This is a genomic window from Spiroplasma endosymbiont of Stenodema calcarata, from assembly GCF_964031205.1.
GTDB lineage: Bacteria > Bacillota_I > Bacilli_A > Mycoplasmatales > Mycoplasmataceae > Spiroplasma.
On sequence record NZ_OZ035018.1, the window covers coordinates 858110 to 878245 of the forward strand.

Consider the following 20136-nt stretch of genomic DNA (forward strand, 5'->3'; position numbering starts at 1 on the left):
TATCATTATAATACATTTTTAACGAACTAAAAAGTACCAATAATTTATTTTTAATTTTATTTATACTAATAAATTTATGACCGTTTAAAAAGAAATAAAATTATTTTTAATACGCACTAAATAACATCTTTTTAAATAGAAAATTTAGCAGTAAGATAATTTTCTGTTAACATTGTTTCATAATGCCCAAACCCAATAAAACAATATAATTTTAAAGATAAATTTTTCCATTCAGCATTAATTTTATTTTGTAAAAACAAAAATTTAATAATATCATTGTTTTGGATATCACGGACTAATTTATTGGTCATAGTCATTGCTTCAGGAATTGATCAGTAAAACAATTGCTGATCTGGAAGATATTTTGTTAACTTTCCATAGCCCCTGCCATCTTCATCAGCTAAAATAACTTGATTAACTGTATCAAATGTTAAATGTCCTGCTTGAAAGGCAATAATTCGCAATTCACCACGGGCTAATAAAAAATTTGTTCGACCAATAATTGATAAAACTTGTTTAACAGTATAAGTAATCCCCTTTAAAAAGGGCGTTTTTTCGTCAGAATGCATTTTTAAAGTTTCATATTCTAATTTATATTGTAAAATAATTAATAATTCTGCAACAATAAGATGATGATGATTAATAAAATATGTTACTAAATCAGGAATTGTTAAATAAGTTGGAAATAATTGGGTAAAAACGGCCATACTAGTTACCTCATAAAGCAATGATGTCATTAATAAATTATCATAATCCAAATTAATTTGTTTGATAGGTAACTTTTGACTTAACCGTAAAACAAAATAATTAATAATTTGATAACTATCTAAAAACAAAAATTGTTTAAGTAAGTTCTTATTACGATTAGTATCATTTTCATTAATTTGATAACGCTCGACATTACGACCAATCTTCACATAAAAATCATTTACATAATTATAAAATTGATATAGTGATAAATCATAATCATGTAATAAATGTGCCAATCCTGCGTTTTGATATTTCTGATAGTATTCGCGAATATGACTTTTAATTCGAGCACGATTATCATATCATTTCCGTAAATTATTTAAAATAATCTTTTGTGATCGTTGTTCTAAAGTAATTGTACAATTGTAAGGTAATCCTTCATTTGCCAACAAACCTTTTATTGATGTTAATTTTGGGTCGTACAAATTTTTAATTCCAATTGTAATGTCATACTTACTATCAATATTACTAATCAAATCATACACTTCTAATCGATGTTTTAATTCTGTTTTTCGTAAACCGCGGCCAAGTTGTTGCAAATATACTGTTTTAGAATTTGTTGGGCGTAATAAAATAATTGTATTAATTTCTGGAACATCAATTCCCTCATTAAACATATTAACAACGCATAAATAATTAATTCGACCAATCTTAAACTCATGCAAAATCCGGGTACGCTGTTCGCGGTTTTCCGAAGTTAAATAATCTGCGCGCAGATGATTTCCACGAAGAAAAGTTGCTACTATTTTAGCATGCGCTGTTGTTACACAAAAAATTAATGCTGTTGGTTTAGCATACAATCCAATATATTTTTCAAGCATATTTAATAACAAATCATTTCGTGCCTTAGTATTTAATTTTTTAAAAAGTTCGCTATCCGCTGTTAAATCAATTCCTGTTAAATCAACAGTATTATCATCAATACAATAATAATCAAAGGGACATAATAAACGTTGATTAATTGCATCTCATAGTCTTAATTCCGCCGCATATTCATCAGCAAAATATTTTTTAATTGATTTACCATCTTCACGCTCAGGAGTTGCTGTTAAACCAAGAACTTGCTGGGGTTGAAAATAATTAAAAACTTGGTCAAAAGTAACAGCGGCAATATGATGTGCTTCATCAAAAATAATAATATCAAAATGATTTGGTTTAAACATTGTTAATTTATTTGCCATTGTTTGAATCGTAGCAAATAAGTGCGCATTTTTTGGACTAGTTTTTCCCTCATACATTACTTCGCCAAAGGTTTTATCCATTAAAACAGTACGAAAAGTTTGTAAAGCTTGATCTAAGATTTCTTTTTGATGGGCTAAAAAAAGCATTTTTACTTGCTGCCCTGCTTTTGCTTGCACTTGATAAAGATAATCAAACGCAGCAACGACTGTTTTTCCTGTCCCAGTTGCCATAATTACTAAGTGCGCATTTTTTCCTAATTGACGACGATATTGTAATTTCGCAACAATGTCTTTTTGAAAATCATATAAATATTTACGAATTGTTAAAAATTCAGTTGGAGTATTATTAAACATTGTTGCGATCCGGGCTGATTGATTCTGGCTAATTCGTTCTAGTAAATGTGTCCGGGCATCTAAATCATTAAAATCAACTAAAACTTCATTTCATAGGTGCTCAAATTCGGCAATAATTTCATTAACTAAACTATCATTATTATTTGTTGTTAATTTAATATTCCATTCGCGACCAGTTACCATTCCTTTATAAGTTAAATTTGAAGAACCAATAATTACGGTTGAAACACCTTGAAAGCGTTTAAAAATTGAAGCCTTAATATGAATCCGCTCACTTCGTTTTTCTAAATTATCCTCAACTTTAACTTGAATATTATCATAAGTTGTTACTAATCGCACTAATTCCAATAAATTGTTATATTCAGCTAAGTCATCAAAAGTAGTAGTAATAATTCGAATTGGAATCTTATTAACTCAGCAATGTTTAATAGATGCTTCAATTTTATTAATAATTGCCTTTGAAATGAACGGAAAAACAAAGCAAACTTCATCAGCAGTTTGCATTTCATTGTTTAATTCAACTAATAGTTTTTGCTGATTTTGATTTGTAAATAGTTTTTCTTTCATTTTGTTAACATCTCATTCCTATTTTATTTTTAAAAGAAGTACTCTTATTAAGAAGAAACTTTTATACCATCATAATTTTAAATTAGTTTAACAAAGTAAAATATTCTTTTAATTAAAGTTACTTCCTATTTTTTAATTAATATTTTAATTTAATTCTGTATAGGCGGTTTTGCTGATATATTAATTATTAATATTAAATTTGTTTTTATTGTAAAGTAATTTTGAAAGTAAAGTGGTCACTAATTAATTTACTATTTTTTGTTGCAGTAATGGTAAAAGTAACAATTATTTTTGGTTCTTGCTTTTTATTTATTGGTTGATCATTACTAATAATAAATTCCGTTGCTGGAACAGTAATTAAGAGCGTAGTATCAATCGCTGTTTTAACTGCTGCCACAATTTTACTATTTTCATTTAGTTCTTTATAATCACTACTTGGATTGGCAATAATATTAATTGTAGTGTTATCAACTTTCACTGGCGTCAAACTTAATTTTTCTAAGACAATTGTAAAGTTAAATGTTCCTTTAATTAAGTTACTGTTTTCCGTTGCTTTAACTGTAAATACTACTGTTTCACTTGGAGCTTGTTTTTCATCACCGTTGTGATCATTTGTTACAATAAAATCTTTTACTGTGATTGTAATTTGTAACTTATTATTAATTGTTCCAATAACAGCATCTAAAATCTCTTTATTTTGGTTTAATTCCCGATAAGTAAATTTCGGATTTGTCACAATTGATAAGTCATTAATTTCTACTTCTGAAATATCTTTACGAGCAGATAATGTATTAATAAAAGTAAATGAACCTTGAATTAAACTACTATTTGGTGCTGCTGTCACAGTAAAAGTTACAACTGCTTCTGGCAATTGTTTTTCATTTGGATTCTTATCATTAGTAATAATAAAATCACTATTTGAAGCTGTAATTAATAATCGTTCATTAATTGCACTACGAACTGCTTCTAAAATATTAGTATCAGTATTTAATTTTTCATAAACTTCGTTTTCCCGAGCAGGAGTCTTTAAATCAGGCACAATGACCGTTTTAATATCTTGCTTATTAACATCAGCAACATTAATGTCAACATTATATTTATTTCCTAAAATAAATCCTGCTTGGACTAAATTTTGTTGATCAAACTGAATTGCCGAATCAAAAGGCGCTAAAGTAATAATAATATTAACAACTTCATCACAGGCAACTTTTGTAGTTTGATCATTAGTAATATCATTATTTTTGTACAAAATTTTATATGTCGCAATTTTGATTGCCGTTGGGTCTTGTGTTAAAGAATATCGAATTTGCATAAAAGTATGTAAATTAGCTAAAATCTCTACGCCGGTTTGATTTGTATTAATTTGAAATGTCTGTAAGATATTTTTTTCTTGTGTTTGCGGTGGATTGCAAGCAATCAAACTAAAACTAGGACTTCCTGTCATTCCGATACTAGCTAAAATTAATAATATTTTTTTCATTATCCAAGGCGACTCCTTTATCTCTGTGGTTTTTTCTTTTCCTATCCTTAATTATAAACAAAAAACAAAATTAAAAAAGTTTTCAATTAAAAATTGAAAACTTTTTTGAATAATTTATTAATTAATTCATTAAATCCGATAATCATAAATCAAAATTTACATTACCGTTAGTTTCATAAGCAATCTTATCATTATTTTTTGGAGTAACTTTAAATTTAACATCCATAAAACTAATTTTTACATCTCTTGCATTTAATAATTGTTCTAAATTAAGAGTGTCATTATCTTTATTTGTAATTGCTTTAAAATCTTCTCATATATTATTTTTATTTTTAAGCTGTAATTTAACTGTTCCAGCACTCATTGTAATATCATTATTATTTATTTCAGTATTGCTTAAACCTAAATTACGTAAAATAGATGGTCCAGCAAAACTCATAATTGTTGGTCCAAAGAAAACATTAATAGCTGGGGTAAATCTCTTTGCCATATCGTTGATTCCTTTTCATGTGCTTGGCTGTAAAATTGTTTCTTTAACAGCATCAATTCCTTTACCATCATTTTTTGCAAAAATATCTAAAATACTTGTTATTAATAGCGCTGGATTTAGTTGTAAATTAACCATGCTTTTAATAAACATACCATGACCTTTTTTACCAATTAAATCTTGATCAATAACATCGTCTAATTCTATCTCACCAATAATACGTGTATCTATTTGTCCAATAATTTTAAAAGTATAATGACTATCTCCCGCAACTATGTTACCTTTATAACCTGCTAATAAATGAAAAACTAAACTATCAAAATTTGTTGCTGTATTTTTATAAAATCAATCATCTCCAAATTCAGTTTTAATATTTTCTTTCAAGTTTGAATTAACTGGTGATAATAAATATTGAAGTAATGGTAAAACAGTATTATGAGTTGTTGTAATCTTTTCTTGGCCTTCTTTAATATATCACTGTAATAAGGCAATAATATCTGGCGCCACATTATGTAACAAATCATTAACCGTTCCTGTTCCGGTAATATTAAGTCCTTTTGTTGGCTCATTTTCAGGTGCTTTTATTATTTCATAAGAAAATGATAAATCGGTTGTTAAGAAATTACCAATTCCCAACGCTGCTAAAGAGTTACTAATTTCTTTTAAAACAAGATCAAAGTTAGTAACAAACTCTGGTGTATCTATATTAGCTAAATCAATCTTATTAATTAGTTCAGTTGGTAAGGAGATAACACTAAGAAAACTATATAAATCAGCAAGTGTAATATCTAATCCCGGCAGAATTGGTGGCAATGGAAATTTAATATTTTGTGTTTTCTCTCCCACAACATTAATTTTATTAACAGTACTTGCTAAAAACAATAATTCATTTGTTGATCATTGAATTTTAATTCCAAATATTTCACTATTGCTTTTTTGCAAACTAACATTTGCCGTTCCATTATTAACAGTTAATGCTCCTTGCAGTTTTGTTTCCGTTAATTGTTCTTTAAATTCTTGTGATGTTTGTGCTTGCAAAGTATTACCATCTGTAATTGTTGGTGGAACAAATGTTGAATCAGCTTTAACCACTAATTTATAACTACCTAAAGTTATCCGACTAGCTAATTCTGATGCTAATTTATCATTTGTCATTGCTGATGAAGAAGCAAAGAATGGTGTATCAATATATTGTTCTAATTCTTTCTTAATTTCATCAACTGAAGCATTGTCTTCTTTGCGATGATTGCAAGCAACAACTGAAACTGCACTAGTTCCCACTAATGATATTGCCCCTAATAAAGCTAGCAATTTTTTCATAAATATAATTCCTCCTAAATTTTAATTTAATACTTTATAAAAATGATGAATTAAAGTATTTATATTAATTTCATTAAAATATTTTGATTTTATAGTTAAAAATATTTTTTGTTATTAAAAAATAACAAATCCCCTAAATACCTCAATTAAACTAATAAACTCTTTTTTGACCAAAGGAAGTTAAGATATAACTTATTAAAACCGGTCCAAGAGTTATTAACAATAATGCTAAATTACTCATTCCTCTGAGGTAATAGTATTGTACCATCTTTATTTAAAAAAATATTTAATAATTATCTTTAATTTTGTCGAAAACTCTTGATGAAATAAAAAAATCATCAATATGACAATTTGAAAAATAATTTTGTTTAAGATCATGATTTTGCTTTAAATTTTTTAAACGTTAAAATATAATACCGTTGATTTTTGTTTTGGTGTTAAACCTTTATGTTGGTATTTTCATTTTCATAGATTTAAATAATTTTGAATATTAGTGAAACCCAAACCATGATAATGAATTAAGGCTTCTTTAAGACTCGATTGTAATTTACTAATCTTATTTAACTTTCGATAACTAGTATCAGGGTTTGTACTAGTTTTGGTAGAATATAGAGTAGAATTTGTTTGTTTTGCTACTAATAAATATAATGGTTGCATGTCAGAAATAATTATTGATTTTTCTTTAATTAATTGCTTATTCATATTTTCAATAATTCATTGTTTTTGTAATCGTTTGGTATTGCTGGATTGAACAAAAATATTATTATTGCTATCAACTACCATTTGAATACAGCATTTGGTATTAGTTGAAAATGGATCAAGATGAGTTTTTCGTTTATCAAATTTATCTTTAAAATTACCTTTATGGATTTCTTTAATAAAAGTTTCATCAATTTGGATTTGACCATTTAATTTTTTAAATTTTAATTGAGTATTTTCTAATTGTTTTGATTGCATTAATTTTTGACGATTATATCAAGCAGTTTTTGGTGTTGTTTTAATAAAACGGGAAATTATTTTACTAGATTGTCCTAATAATGAAATTTGAATTAATAAATTTCACTGTTCATAATTTAAATGACTTCAATAAGTAAAATGATGACGAAAAGCATCAAAACTAGCACGACATTTTTTACATAAATATTTTTGTTTTCCTTCGGGATTATGACCATTTTTAACACAATGATAAGATTTACAATCAGGACATATAATGCCTTTATCTCTAAATTTTTGATCAATTTCATTTAAACGTTTTTGTTTTTTGATTACTTCTGCTTCTTTTTTTATTTTTTCAGCAAATTCTAAAAATTGATCATCTGTAAAACTGTTTTTTAATTCTGTAATTATTTTTTCCATCAATTATTTACCTCTATATATTAAAAATATACCTAAAATTAGATATATTCTATAAATATCAAGAGTTTTCGACAAAATTAAAGATAATTATTTATTAATATGCAAATTATTTGCTGAAAATTATTAGTCTCGAATCACTAACTCATGATGCAGAGCCATTACTTTTTCTGGTCCTAGTACCCGATCAGCAATTGCTAATGCAAAATTCATAGTTGAGCCAACTGAAGCACCGGTAATAACATGCCCGTCAGTAATGGCAGCCATTTCATCATTATAAATTGCCTTTTCCATTCCTTTAGTGCACCCAGGATAACTGGTTGCTTCTTTATTGTCTAAAATCCCTAAATACCCTAAAATTTGGGGGGCAGCACAAACTGCTGCAATTGTTTTCTGATCACTGTTTGCTTTCAATAATCAATCCTTTAACATTTCATTTTTTGTTAGATTATCAACCCCAACGCCACCGCCAGGCAAAACAAAACCATCATAATCTTCATATTTAACATCGGTAATTAATTTGTCTGCTACAATTGTAACATTATGTGATGAAACAACTTCTAATGTTTGCATAACGCTAACTAAATCTAAATTAATTCCACCACGACGTAAAACATCTGTCGTAATAATTGCTTCGCCTTCTTCGAACCCAGTTGCTAAAAATAATGCAAATTTCATAATAACTCCTCTTTTCTCTTGGTAATTATAATATAATTTTATATAATTGTTAAGAAAAAAGAAAAAAGGTGTTATTATGGGAATTTTTGCAAAATTAATTTATAAATTTCATCAAACAAAACATAAACGAAATAAAAACTATTATTTATTAAAAGATCGAAAAACATTAACAATAAATAGTACACCCCATGATGTTAATATTCATGTTATTAAATCTTTACGCGATAAATTTACTAGTTTAATTCAACCAAAAGATATTACAATGAAAGATGGCTATTTACTTCGTAAAGTTCATGGATTTAATAGTTTTGGGATTTTTTACCAACTTGATGTGATTTTTTGCAATAAAAATTTTGAAGTTATTTCAACAATTCAAAATTTTGGTTCCCAAAAAATGAGTCACTATTTCCCCCAATGCTATTTTGTCTATTGTTTAGCGCCAGGAATGATTAAGTTCTTAAATATTAAAACAAATGATATTTTACGAATTATTTAATTTATCAATAATTTTTCTAAAACTAAGTTATAATATATCTATTAATACCGTTAAGGAGGGAAAAATTATGGCAAAAATGAAATATGCAACAATAAAAATTAGTGTAACTTTTCAAAAAGTAATGCTCTGAATTTCTGGATTATGATTATTTATCTTAGCAATTCTAAATTCATTTCCAAGTGTTAAGGTTGATACAAGGCTTTTTGTTCACAACAATACAGGTGATAATGGGGCAATTATTTTAATTACAGCCTTCATGTTTATCTTTGTGGCTACATTTGTTCGTCATAAACTTGGTAAACTAATTGCTGGAATTATTTTTATTATGATTGCAATTATTGGCATGATTGGAGCAATTATTACCTCAAGAACAAATATTTCAACTTGGGTAATTGTTGTTGCAGAATTAATTGCTGTAATTGGTGCTTTAATTTGATTATTAGAAGGAATTGGCGCAATTCAAGTTAATAAACCAAATGTCACAGTAAATACAACTACTATTAAACAATAGCAAAAAGTATAAAAAAGTTTAACTAAATTTAGTTAAACTTTTTTTATGTTTTAAAGTTAGATGATAAATTCTTCTTCATGGTCTTCTTCGACTTCCATTGTTGTTGCATAAACTTTTCCGAGTGGTTGATTTTTACTATGGCGGTCTTCTCTTTTACCTTTAATTTTTTGTAACTGCTCTTCAACTTTATGCAAAGCTTGGTCAACTGCTTTATAAAAATCACTATTATGAACTTGTGCTTTTAAAAAATTGTTTTTCCCCCTAATATCAATCGAAATATTAATGACAACATTATTTTCTTTTGTAAACTCAATATCAGCATGAACAAGATCATTTTCATTAACTTGCTGATATTTTAATAATTTATTAAAAGTAGTAACTAAATGTTGATGCATTGCATCAGTTATAATAATGTTTTTGCTACGAATTTTATATTCCATATATATTCGCCTCGTTTCTATATTTTTATTATAATGTATACTGTAAAACGAATTAGGACAAAACAACTCTTATTAAAGGGTTGTTTTTTTATTTTAAAACAATCCTTATAAGGAGGTAATGGTAATTAAACAACAAAAAATATGTGATATTAAGGATTGTTTTAAAAAAATATCATTTACTAATAAACAATTTGTATCAAATAGAGTTTTGTGAACTTGTTAAAAACATAGAAATTTATTGAATAGTATAAAAGATAAAAAACAAAAACAATTTTATCAAAAATTAGAAAATTCAAAAATTATCTTTGATTATGAAACTGGTTTATTAAAACTTAAATTTTATAAAACTTAATGCAGAGTGGAACGGTTATTTATTAACTAAGTGTTTTTCTTTAATTTTGTCGAAAACTCTTGATGAAATAAAAAAATTATCAATATGACAATTTGAAAAATAATTTTGTTTAAGATCATGATTTTGCTTTAAATTTTTTAAACGTTAAAATATAATACCGTTGATTGTTGTTTTGGTGTTAAACCTTTATGTTGGTATTTTCATTTTCATAGATTTAAATAATTTTGAATATTAGTGAAACCCAAACCATGATAATGAATTAAGGCTTCTTTAAGACTCGATTGTAATTTACTAATCTTATTTAACTTTCGATAACTAGTATCAGGGTTTGTACTAGTTTTGGTAGAATATAGAGTAGAATTTGTTTGTTTTGCTACTAATAAATATAATGGTTGCATGTCAGAAATAATTATTGATTTTTCTTTAATTAATTGCTTATTCATATTTTCAATAATTCATTGTTTTTGTAATCGTTTGGTATTGGTGGATTGAACAAAAATATTATTATTGCTATCAACTACCATTTGAATACAGCATTTGGTATTAGTTGAAAATGGATCAAGATGAGTTTTTCGTTTATCAAATTTATCTTTAAAATTACCTTTATGGATTTCTTTAATAAAAGTTTCATCAATTTGGATTTGACCATTTAATTTTTTAAATTTTAATTGAGTATTTTCTAATTGTTTTGATTGCATTAATTTTTGACGATTATATCAAGCAGTTTTTGGTGTTGTTTTAATAAAACGGGAAATTATTTTACTAGATTGTCCTAATAATGAAATTTGAATTAATAAATTTCACTGTTCATAATTTAAATGACTTCAATAAGTAAAATGATGACGAAAAGCATCAAAACTAGCACGACATTTTTTACATAAATATTTTTGTTTTCCTTCGGGATTATGACCATTTTTAACACAATGATAAGATTTACAATCAGGACATATAATGCCTTTATCTCTAAATTTTTGATCAATTTCATTTAAACGTTTTTGTTTTTTGATTACTTCTGCTTCTTTTTTTATTTTTTCAGCAAATTCTAAAAATTGATCATCTGTAAAACTGTTTTTTAATTCTGTAATTATTTTTTCCATCAATTATTTACCTCTATATATTAAAAATATACCTAAAATTAGATATATTCTATAAATATCAAGAGTTTTCGACAAAATTAAAGGTGTTTTTTATTCCACAGCCTGCCGAGGCAAGTACTGAAATAGTGTATGAGAAAAGATGAAAATCGGCGCTGGTTTTTATAACTAAGCGATAGTCGTGATAAGTCCAGGGCTAATATCAAACGACAATAAATTAAAGAGATAGTGACTTAAACAATTAAATTTGCGTTTAGCATTCGGTCCTTCATATGGATGCAAGTAGATTTAATTTCAAAAACTGAGCGTAAAATCCCAGAGCGAAAACACAAATGGGCACGGAAGAAGGAAGACATATATGTCTGGCGTATAAACTATATAAACAATTACAATTTGTAGTACTTTGTAGTTAATTAATGGAGGCTTATATGAAAGATTATAAATATATTTGTATGAATTGTGGTTCATTATTTAAAATTCGTAGACATACTGGATATTCAACTACTGGTTGTGGAATGGCAAGGGTTTTTTGGACAAATTTTATGTAGAGTAATAATTTCTGTATTTTACTGGTGTTAAATAATTTAGTTTGCTATGAATTCGAATATTATTGTACCAATTAATGTAATCAAATAATTTTAATTTAAACTGCTCAATGTTTTTAAATTTATTATTTTTAATAAATTCAGTTTTAAAAATTTTGTATGTTGATTCCGCAACAGCATTGTCATAAGGACAACCTGGTTTACTGTAAGACTTTTGAATGTTATTTTTAGTTAAAAAGTTATAAATAAGATTGTTGTTAAATTCACTACCTTGATCAGTGTGAAATATTTTAATATCATTTAATGTAAAGTTAAGTTTATTAAAGGTATTTTTAACTAATTTTGCATTTTTGTGTAAACTAACATCATAACTAATAATTTCACGATTAAATAAATCAATTAGAAAGCAAACATAATATCATTTATTATTAATAAAAACATATGTTAAATCACTGACAACAACTTCATGTAATTTATAATTATTAAATTCTTGATTTAATAAATTATTATATTTATATGTAACATTGCTTGTATTTGAATGTTTGTATTTGATTTTTGTATAATTTGAAATTAAGTTATATTTTCTCATTATTTTACTAATCTTTACACGAGATAATATAATATTTTGCTGAGCTAGCATGATTTTAATTTTTCTTGTTCCATAATTTTTACGACTTTTTAGAAAAATACTGATAACAGCATTATCAATGTTTTGATTATTCTTGGGATTATTTGCTTTTAATTGATAGTAATATGTTGATCTAGCCAATTTCAATGTTTTACATAAATTAATAATTGGATATTTTGCTTTGTTATTTTTAATGATTGCTATTTTTTGCCGATTATCAGTGTTGCTTGCTTTAAAATGTCATTTTCCATTTCTAATTGTTTAACTTTTTTACGTAATTGAATTAATTCGTTTTCTTCTGGCGTTCTATTGTCTTTAGCTTTAAATGAGTCCGAGTTACTAAATTGGTGAGCTCATTTCCAAACAGTAGATTTACCAATTTGGTAATCATTGGCTAATTGTTCAGGAGTTTGACCCATTTTGTAAAGACCAACAATTTGTTGCTTAAATTCATCGGTATAATGATTCTTTGCCATAAACACCTCCATTGTAATTTAATTATAAATATTTACTCTACATTATTGTTGTCCAATTTATCTTAACCTATCCATGTTTCATGTCTTCATCTGCTAGAAAGATTGAGTTTATCGGTTAAATCGTTCAAAGTATAAGGGATATTTGGTTCCTTATCTTTTCAAAACTCTTCAATTTTTCTTCAAATTGTTGTATAACTTGCTTTATTTGGATTAAATTCTTTCATTTTTTACTCCTTTTTGCATATTAAAATTGCTATTATTTAAACAATATGATTAAATAAAAGAGTAATTAAAACTATGAAAGAACCATCGCGGTTCTTTTTTTATTATCTTTATTTTACATAAAAAAAAGACTTTTGCAAGTCTATATTTTTGTAATTAATTAGCAATTTAGGGTCGGAAAAATCCATATGCTATATTACAATGTAATAATATCATTATTCGTAATAATGTCAATAAATTTTATAAATTTTTAATTTTATGTTAAAACTATTTTCAGAAAGGATTTAGGGTCATGAAAAAGTTTAAACATTTAAGTATGGATGAAAAAGCAATATTGCAAGATTTATTACTATCTGATTTATTTAAAAAAAAGAATGGACAACCTAATTTATCAAAAATAGCAAAATATATGAAAAGAAGCAAAAATACAATATCGTTAGAAATTAAAAAATTTAGAAACTTTAAACAATATGATGCCGTATTATCACAAAAAATATATCTTAAAAAAGAAAGAAATGTAAAAAGCATATTACTTTAACATTTAAGCAAATTAAATGATTAAATAAGAATTTTAATACTATACATAATACACCTGAAACACTTTGCAAAATGTATGAAATTGAATTTGAGGAAAAGTTTCCAATGTGTTTTAAAACACTTTATAAATATATTTATTTAGGATTATTTAATTTGAACAAAAAAAATTATATTTTCATGGTAAGCGTAGAAAAACAATTAAAGCAAATGATAATCGAGGTAAATTATCAAATTACAGAACTATTGAAGAAGCTAAGCATGATCGTTATGAGTTTGGTTGATTCCAAATGGATTGTCTAGTTGGTGCAGACCATAAATCAGCTATTCTTACTTTTACAGAAGAATTAACAAAATTTACTATTGCTGAACAACTTAAAGAACAAACAGCAGAAGAAGTTGTCAAAACAATTAAAAAAATATTTAAGAAAAACATTTTTAAAAAATGTATTAAAGGAATAATAACTGATCAAGGTAAAGAATTCATGCAATGGAAAAATATTGAAAAGATTACTAATACAAATGTTTATTTTTGTGACGCTGGAACCCCAACTCAAAAACCCCATGTTGAACGAATAAATAGAGATATCAGGCATTGATTACCAAAAGGTACTGATTTTAATAAAATTAATAATAATAATAAATTACAATGAATATTGAAAACAATTAATAACAAATTACGACCGTGTCTGAATTGAACAACTTCTAAAAAAGCATTTGAATATATGACATTAATTTATAAGTAGAATTATTTTAAAAGTTTATTAAAACTATTTTTTACTGTGCTAAAATAAGAACAAATTAAAAAATAACATAAAAAGTGTCGCATTATTTTCCAATGATGTTATTATTTGGTTAATAAGGGTCGGAAAAGTCCTAATTGGATTTACAATTTACAAAATGAAAATTAATCGGAAATATTAATTATCATCATCTAATAAGAAAAAATCAATATATTCAATTGTTACTTCTTCTAATGTTATTTTTTCAATTAAAACCTTACTTGCATGTAGTTGCGTCAGAATTTCATTATATTGTTTAACTAATGCAACTAAAGGGGCATTAACTTCTTTTAACAATTCTTGTAATTCTAGCATTTCTTTTGTTGAATAACGTTGTGGCTCTTTAATTTTTAAATATAAATTCTTAGCATTTATTTCGGCGGAATTAATAATATTGACAAATTTTTCGGCGGGATTATATTGGCGAACAATTGTATCAATTCGAAATTCAAAACGAGTCAAAATTCCATCAACATATTTTTCTAATAACGAATGTTGAATTAAATTTTCCAATTCCATTCGATTTTTAATTTTAATATGATCTTTTTGTTTTGATTTTTCTCATAAATGTTGCACTGACTGCTTTTTTTGTTTTGCAAATTCATATAAATTAATAACTTCTTGATCAAGTTTAATTTTAATATTTTTTAAAATATTTAAATTTTCAAGAGTAAATTTTAATAAAAAGTCCGTATTGTCTACAATTAATTTATCATCCATCTTATCTACTCCTTCAAATTACTCATATATTACTATCTATATTTATACTCTAAAAAAGAGCGAAAAACAAGAGCCAAATAAAACCAGCTTTTTTAAATTTCCTTCTTCTGTAATACTTTTAAAATATTTATTTTAAAAAACTAATATTAAATAATAATGTCAGTAATAATTCTTATTTTTTACTTGTAATAATTAAAGGACTAAAAGCAACTGGCGGAGCTTTTGCTAATTGTCGTTTATGTTCCGAACCTTTATATAATGCTTGAATTCGTTTTGCCACAACCACTGGCACTGTTTTTCCTTGCAAATAATCATCTAATTGCTGATAACTAACACCCATTTCTTGTTCATCCGTTTGTGTTGCTCATAATCCTGCTGTTGGTGCTCGCGTAATAATTTCCGTTGGAACTCCTAATAACTGGGCTGCTTGTTGTACTTCACTTTTTAACAAGTGAATAAGGGGAACTAAATCAACACCACCATCACCATGTTTAGTAAAATAGCCAACATGTCATTCATCAGCATTATCGGTTCCTAAAACTAAGTAATTATAACTTTGGCCTAATGCATATAACGTTGTCATTCGTAAGCGTGGTTTGATATTAGCTAATGCTAATTGATGTTGTGGTGCTCTTAAGTCTGCAACTAATTGATCATATGTTGATGATAAATCAACAACTTGATGTTTTAATTGATGAGCATTAATTAATAAATTAGCACATTCTTGATCAAACTGATCAGAATGACAAGGCATTACAACAGTTAAATGATGATTAGGAAAAGCTTTTTGGGCTAATAAACCCACAACAGCAGAATCAATTCCGCCAGATAAACCAACAACAACCCCATCACAATTTGCCTTTATTACTTCTGCTTTAATTCAATCAATTAAATATGTTAAATACTGTTTTAAATCCCTCATCATTAACCATCCCATTCTAATTCATAATCGAAAAATCGAACTGTATCACCAGATTGTGCCCCTTTTGCTCGTAATATTTCAAAAACTTTTAAATCTTGTAATTTTTTATTAAATAATAATAAATTATCATATGTTTTAATTGGCGTTTTCTGATATGCTTTATAAACTGCAGTACCAGTAACTTTTCAAATACCATTGCCAAGATTATCAACGACTACTTCTTTTTCAGTTGGCATATCATAAGTATATACCTTATAATCTTCTTGTTCTTCAATTGGTTCATCTAATTGCCATAAAGCTTTATTTTCATTAATGCTTCGTAAAGTTGTTCCAATTTGATTTATTAATAGGGTTAAATTCTGATTTTTTAAACCACTAACTTCAATAATATCAGCAGTTGGCATTTGTTTTTTAAACGTCGCTAAATTTGCCATTGAAATCTCAAGATCCATTTTATTTGCCACAATAATTTCTTTTCGTAATTCTAATTTATAATTATAATCTTTTAATTCTGTTTTAATATTTAAATAATTTTGATAAACATCTTCCGTCCCATAGTTTCCTGACATATCTAAGACATGAACAATTAATTTACAGCGCTCAATATGACGTAAAAAGTCATGACCTAAACCTTTCCCAATTGCAGCACCAGCAATTAATCCTGGCAAATCAGCTGCAACAAAACTATAATTGCTATCATCGCGAACAACCCCTAATTGCGGTTTTAAAGTTGTAAATGGATAGTCGGCAATTAGGGGTTTAGCTTTTGAAATTTTAGCTAATAACGTTGATTTGCCAGCATTTGGTAAGCCAACAAGACCAACATCAGCTAAAACTTTTAATTCACAACGAATTTCTAAGGTTTCACCTAAATCACCAGCTTCAAAAATGGTTGGTGCTTTGTTTTTGGAATTTGCAAACCGTGCATTACCACGACCACCTTGCCCACCATTTGCAAGAATAATTTCCTGCTGATGTTCAACAATATCACCAATGATTTCATTTGTTTCGTTATTATATATTAAGGTTCCTAACGGAACCTTAATATATTTATTAAGAGCATTTTTACCATGCATATTTTTAACAGTTCCATTTTCACCATCAAGCGCTTTAATTTCCCGTTGATACTTTAAATCTAATAAGGTGTTCATTCCCTCTTCACCAACAAAAATAATGCTCCCACCATTACCACCATCGCCGCCCGATGGCCCTCCTTTTGGAACATATAATTCACGATGAAAAGCAACCGCTCCATCCCCTCCTTTTCCAGCAAATAATTTAATTTTAGCAACATCAATAAATTTCATCGTTAATCCTTTTCTAAATCTATTACTATCATTATACTAAAAGAAAACGAACAATCTATTCGTTTTCTTATTTATTTTATTTTTCTATCAAAATTTATTCACTCCGAATGTAGAAATTGCTAGTCTCAACTGTGGGGACATGATTGCTACTTTTCCAACTGTCAAAATTAAAATGAAAAGGAAATATAATATTTTGTTTACTGTCATTATTCCCAAAAGCAAAAGAAATCATGGAATTAGCAAAAAAATTAAGTCGTGGTCGTGATCCATCTCATGGGGCAGGCTCATTAGGGTCGCCATGATAAGCATGAGGGGGATACAATACATTTTCAAAAGCTTAAAAATTCAATAAATTTATATCTGATAATTTTTCTCCAATAGATGTATTCTTAAAATTTGATTTTGCAAAATTATTAAAGGAAAAAGATTTAGGATCATTAAGATATTTTGTAAAAACATTCTCTTTCAAAAACCACGTCGTTTGTGCATACCACACTAATTGCATATCAACAGACTTATAAAATTCAACAATAATATTAATAAAATTTTGTAATTTGTTATTAAAGAATTTACGATTAATATTTATCGCAGTTCCTAAATCTGCACCAACTGATTCACTAAAATCTCTTGCTAAAGCAAGACCACTTAATTTCACAAAATTTCAGTTAAAACTAAATGTTGCTAAATTCAAAATATCATTTTCCCAATGTAATTCATAAAATTCATCAACAAACTTTTTATACTGTTCATTCATTCTTGCCTGATATCTTTCACTCTGGGCCTTAAATGATAATTTTGGTTTTTTATTTGTTAACTCATTCATATCAATATCAAAAATGGTCCAATGACTTATTAATTTAAATGTTTCGGAAAAATTTGGATGTATTTGTTTATGGTCATAACTTGGTAAAAAAGCAGAAGATGTTTGATCTAAAAATAAATTTTGATTATTAAAAGAAATGTGATACTTATTTATAGTTGACTTTAATACATAATTTTGAAAACTGTTTTTAAATGTATCTTCGACTTGCTGATAATTTTTTCCATACATGATATTAAATTCATCATACAATTCTGAAAAACCTTTTTCTGACTTATCTTGTCCTAAATTAACATTTTTATATTGGTTTGCATAATTTTTGAAAACTGGCAAAATAATTTTCGAAACGTCTGTAATCACTTCATCTAATTTAGTTAAATTATTTGTGACATTAAAAATAACAGAATAAATTTCATCCTGAATATAATTTTTAAATTGTACCTTAAACTTTAATTTCAAATCAACAGAAACAACATTAAAATTAGAAAAATTTAAATCATTTTTGTCCACTCAATTAATAGTATATTCTACATCATTTTTCTCATATGATAATGGTAGACTATCATAATAATAATTTGAATAATCTTGAATAATCTTATGATTAATATTAGCAAATATTACATTTAAAACAGTATCAAAATAATTTATGATACTACCATCTTTTGTTTTATTTAATACATAAGGCTCATCAAGTTTTGTTACTATTTGATAAATTTTATCTAATCCTCTAACATCTTTACTATCAATATTACTTCTAAATAAACCTTCATTTAAAGCTTTTTTTGCCATATTCGCAATTTTTAATAAGTTATCAATATCTTTTACCGTTTGCTCGTCATTCGTATCTTCATTAATCTTTAATTGAGTTTTACAACTAACAAGTGCAGTTGCACTAGTTGTTTTTAAGGTACAAATCCCTAATAAACTTAATAACTGTTTCATATCATATTGTCTCCTCTTAATTATAATTTCTTTAGAACATTTTTATTTCCTTATTGATTAATTATCTCTTTTAAAAAAAAAAAAAAACTATTTTGTTTATTTATCAAATTAATTCTATTTAAAAGTCTAATTTAGAAATAATTTGCTAAGATAATTTAAAAAATAAAGTAATTCTTAATACTAAACTTATATTCTTTCTTATTATTTTTTCTATTTATAAAAGATTAATTTAAAACAATGAAGCAAATATTATTATAATAAAAAGTTAAACTTTTTTAATCAACCGTCAATTTATACTAAAAAAAGTAAAATTGAAAAAAATAAGAATTAATCAGCCCTTATTTCACCTAATCCTAATTTAAAATTTTTGAAAAAAATAAAAGATATTTTATTCTGAAAATAATGCATATCTAAAATCTTTATTAATTTGTTATCGCTTTATTGTTTTATTATTTCTGATAATAATTATGTACTTAAACAAAAAAAACTATTTTTATTCTTAAAATTCAGCTTTTCTTTAATTAAATATTTTAATTAAAATGTTTTTTTATTCACATTGCAAAATTAACTTCAACCTAATATCCCCACGTTCGCCCCCAAAATACCCAGCATGGCCAACCCGATGAACTACTACTTTTTGTTTTAATTTTGATAAACTTGGTAAATAAACAACAATTGTTTTTTGCAATTGATAACGTCCGAAACTCCCACAAGTAGCACAGAAACATTCAGAACCATTTTCAAAATAATAACCCGCGCCTTGGCAAATTGTACAATTTTCTTCAACAAATAAAGTAACATTAGCTTTCCCTAAACGAATAACATCTTGTGCTTTTAAAACAACCTTTCCGATCAAAAGTGGTCCTTTTTTAGGTTTGTTAAATGTTTTTTTCTTTGATCAAACTTTATTATTAAAGTCAAAAAAATCTTTGTATTTGACATTATCAAACTTATTAAATAGTAAACTTTCATCATATTCCTGTTTAGCTTTTGGATTTGATAAGATTTCATATGCTTCAGTAATCTTATGAAATTTATTTTCTGCATTTCTGATAGTTGAAACATCAGGATAATATTTTTTTGCTAATCGCCGAAAATTTTCTTTAATTTTGTTACCAGCATTTGATGATACTCCTAATATTTTATAGTAATTTTTTTTCATTATTTTCTCCTTA

Annotated in this window: 18 protein-coding genes and 1 pseudogene; 4 read left to right on the forward strand and 15 right to left on the reverse strand. The window is 26.2% G+C overall.

Features of this window, described 5'->3' with window-relative positions:
- Positions 1-131 precede the first annotated feature (131 nt).
- The 5 genes from ACQH24_RS04625 to ACQH24_RS04645 form a co-directional block, all read right to left on the reverse strand.
- A complete protein-coding gene (locus ACQH24_RS04625) occupies positions 132-2852 on the reverse strand; it encodes a DEAD/DEAH box helicase family protein (RefSeq protein ID WP_425379467.1) in 2721 nt (906 codons plus the stop codon).
- A 205-nt stretch (positions 2853-3057) separates the two neighbouring features.
- Positions 3058-4332 (reverse strand): spiralin repeat-containing protein, encoded by a 1275-nt coding sequence (locus tag ACQH24_RS04630; RefSeq protein WP_425379468.1) that lies wholly within the window; start codon positions 4330-4332, stop codon positions 3058-3060.
- A 121-nt stretch (positions 4333-4453) separates the two neighbouring features.
- Positions 4454-6139, reverse strand: coding sequence for a lipoprotein (locus ACQH24_RS04635; RefSeq protein WP_425379469.1), 1686 nt, complete (start codon positions 6137-6139; stop codon positions 4454-4456).
- 396 nt (positions 6140-6535) lie between these two features.
- Positions 6536-7495, reverse strand: coding sequence for a transposase (locus ACQH24_RS04640; protein ID WP_425379470.1), 960 nt, complete (start codon positions 7493-7495; stop codon positions 6536-6538).
- A gap of 123 nt (positions 7496-7618) precedes the next feature.
- The gene (locus ACQH24_RS04645) at positions 7619-8170 is read right to left on the reverse strand and encodes a DJ-1 family glyoxalase III (RefSeq protein WP_425379471.1); all 552 of its coding nucleotides are present in this window, start codon (positions 8168-8170) and stop codon (positions 7619-7621) included.
- Positions 8171-8246: 76 nt separating this feature from the next.
- Here ACQH24_RS04645 and ACQH24_RS04650 point away from each other — a divergent pair, with 76 nt between their 5' ends.
- Positions 8247-8666, forward strand: coding sequence for a hypothetical protein (locus ACQH24_RS04650; protein WP_425379472.1), 420 nt, complete (start codon positions 8247-8249; stop codon positions 8664-8666).
- Positions 8667-8733: 67 nt separating this feature from the next.
- Positions 8734-9177, forward strand: a complete 444-nt coding sequence (locus ACQH24_RS04655) for a hypothetical protein (RefSeq protein WP_425379473.1) — start codon at positions 8734-8736, stop codon at positions 9175-9177.
- Between the two features lie 56 nt (positions 9178-9233).
- Here ACQH24_RS04655 and hpf read toward each other — a convergent pair whose 3' ends face one another.
- The 5 genes from hpf to ACQH24_RS04680 form a co-directional block, all read right to left on the reverse strand.
- Complete coding sequence (hpf, locus tag ACQH24_RS04660) at positions 9234-9617, reverse strand: ribosome hibernation-promoting factor, HPF/YfiA family (RefSeq protein ID WP_425379474.1); 384 nt, start codon at positions 9615-9617, stop codon at positions 9234-9236.
- A gap of 489 nt (positions 9618-10106) precedes the next feature.
- The gene (locus tag ACQH24_RS04665; protein ID WP_425379371.1) at positions 10107-11066 is read right to left on the reverse strand and encodes a transposase; all 960 of its coding nucleotides are present in this window, start codon (positions 11064-11066) and stop codon (positions 10107-10109) included.
- A 537-nt stretch (positions 11067-11603) separates the two neighbouring features.
- Positions 11604-12494, reverse strand: a complete 891-nt coding sequence (locus ACQH24_RS04670; protein ID WP_425380681.1) for an IS3 family transposase — start codon at positions 12492-12494, stop codon at positions 11604-11606.
- Entirely contained in the window at positions 12437-12712 is a 276-nt protein-coding gene (locus ACQH24_RS04675; protein ID WP_425379385.1) for a transposase, read from the reverse strand. The genes ACQH24_RS04670 and ACQH24_RS04675 overlap by 58 nt, the downstream gene beginning before the upstream one ends.
- Positions 12713-12774: 62 nt before the next feature.
- Positions 12775-12936 carry a hypothetical protein gene (locus tag ACQH24_RS04680; protein WP_425379475.1) on the reverse strand — a complete coding sequence of 54 codons (162 nt, stop codon included), beginning with the start codon at positions 12934-12936 and terminating at the stop codon, positions 12775-12777.
- Positions 12937-13226: 290 nt separating this feature from the next.
- On the opposite strand from ACQH24_RS04680, the pseudogene ACQH24_RS04685 reads away from it, so the two are divergent.
- Positions 13227-14214, forward strand: a pseudogene (locus ACQH24_RS04685) (IS30 family transposase).
- A 174-nt stretch (positions 14215-14388) separates the two neighbouring features.
- On the opposite strand, the gene ACQH24_RS04690 reads toward ACQH24_RS04685, so the two are convergent.
- The 3 genes from ACQH24_RS04690 to obgE form a co-directional block, all read right to left on the reverse strand.
- Positions 14389-14970: a hypothetical protein gene (locus tag ACQH24_RS04690; protein WP_425379476.1), complete on the reverse strand. Its 582-nt coding sequence runs from the start codon at positions 14968-14970 to the stop codon at positions 14389-14391.
- 172 nt (positions 14971-15142) lie between these two features.
- Positions 15143-15895 carry an NAD(+) synthase gene (nadE, locus tag ACQH24_RS04695; protein WP_425379477.1) on the reverse strand — a complete coding sequence of 251 codons (753 nt, stop codon included), beginning with the start codon at positions 15893-15895 and terminating at the stop codon, positions 15143-15145.
- Complete coding sequence (gene obgE, locus ACQH24_RS04700) at positions 15895-17199, reverse strand: GTPase ObgE (RefSeq protein ID WP_425379478.1); 1305 nt, start codon at positions 17197-17199, stop codon at positions 15895-15897. The genes nadE and obgE overlap by 1 nt, the downstream gene beginning before the upstream one ends.
- A gap of 143 nt (positions 17200-17342) precedes the next feature.
- Between obgE and ACQH24_RS04705 the strand changes: the two genes are divergently transcribed.
- Positions 17343-17504: a hypothetical protein gene (locus tag ACQH24_RS04705; protein ID WP_425379479.1), complete on the forward strand. Its 162-nt coding sequence runs from the start codon at positions 17343-17345 to the stop codon at positions 17502-17504.
- A 32-nt stretch (positions 17505-17536) separates the two neighbouring features.
- Here the strand turns inward: ACQH24_RS04705 and ACQH24_RS04710 are convergent, their stop codons facing one another.
- Positions 17537-18961, reverse strand: a complete 1425-nt coding sequence (locus tag ACQH24_RS04710; protein WP_425379480.1) for a hypothetical protein — start codon at positions 18959-18961, stop codon at positions 17537-17539.
- Positions 18962-19508: 547 nt separating this feature from the next.
- Positions 19509-20123, reverse strand: coding sequence for a DnaJ domain-containing protein (locus ACQH24_RS04715; RefSeq protein ID WP_425379481.1), 615 nt, complete (start codon positions 20121-20123; stop codon positions 19509-19511).
- Positions 20124-20136 lie beyond the last annotated feature (13 nt).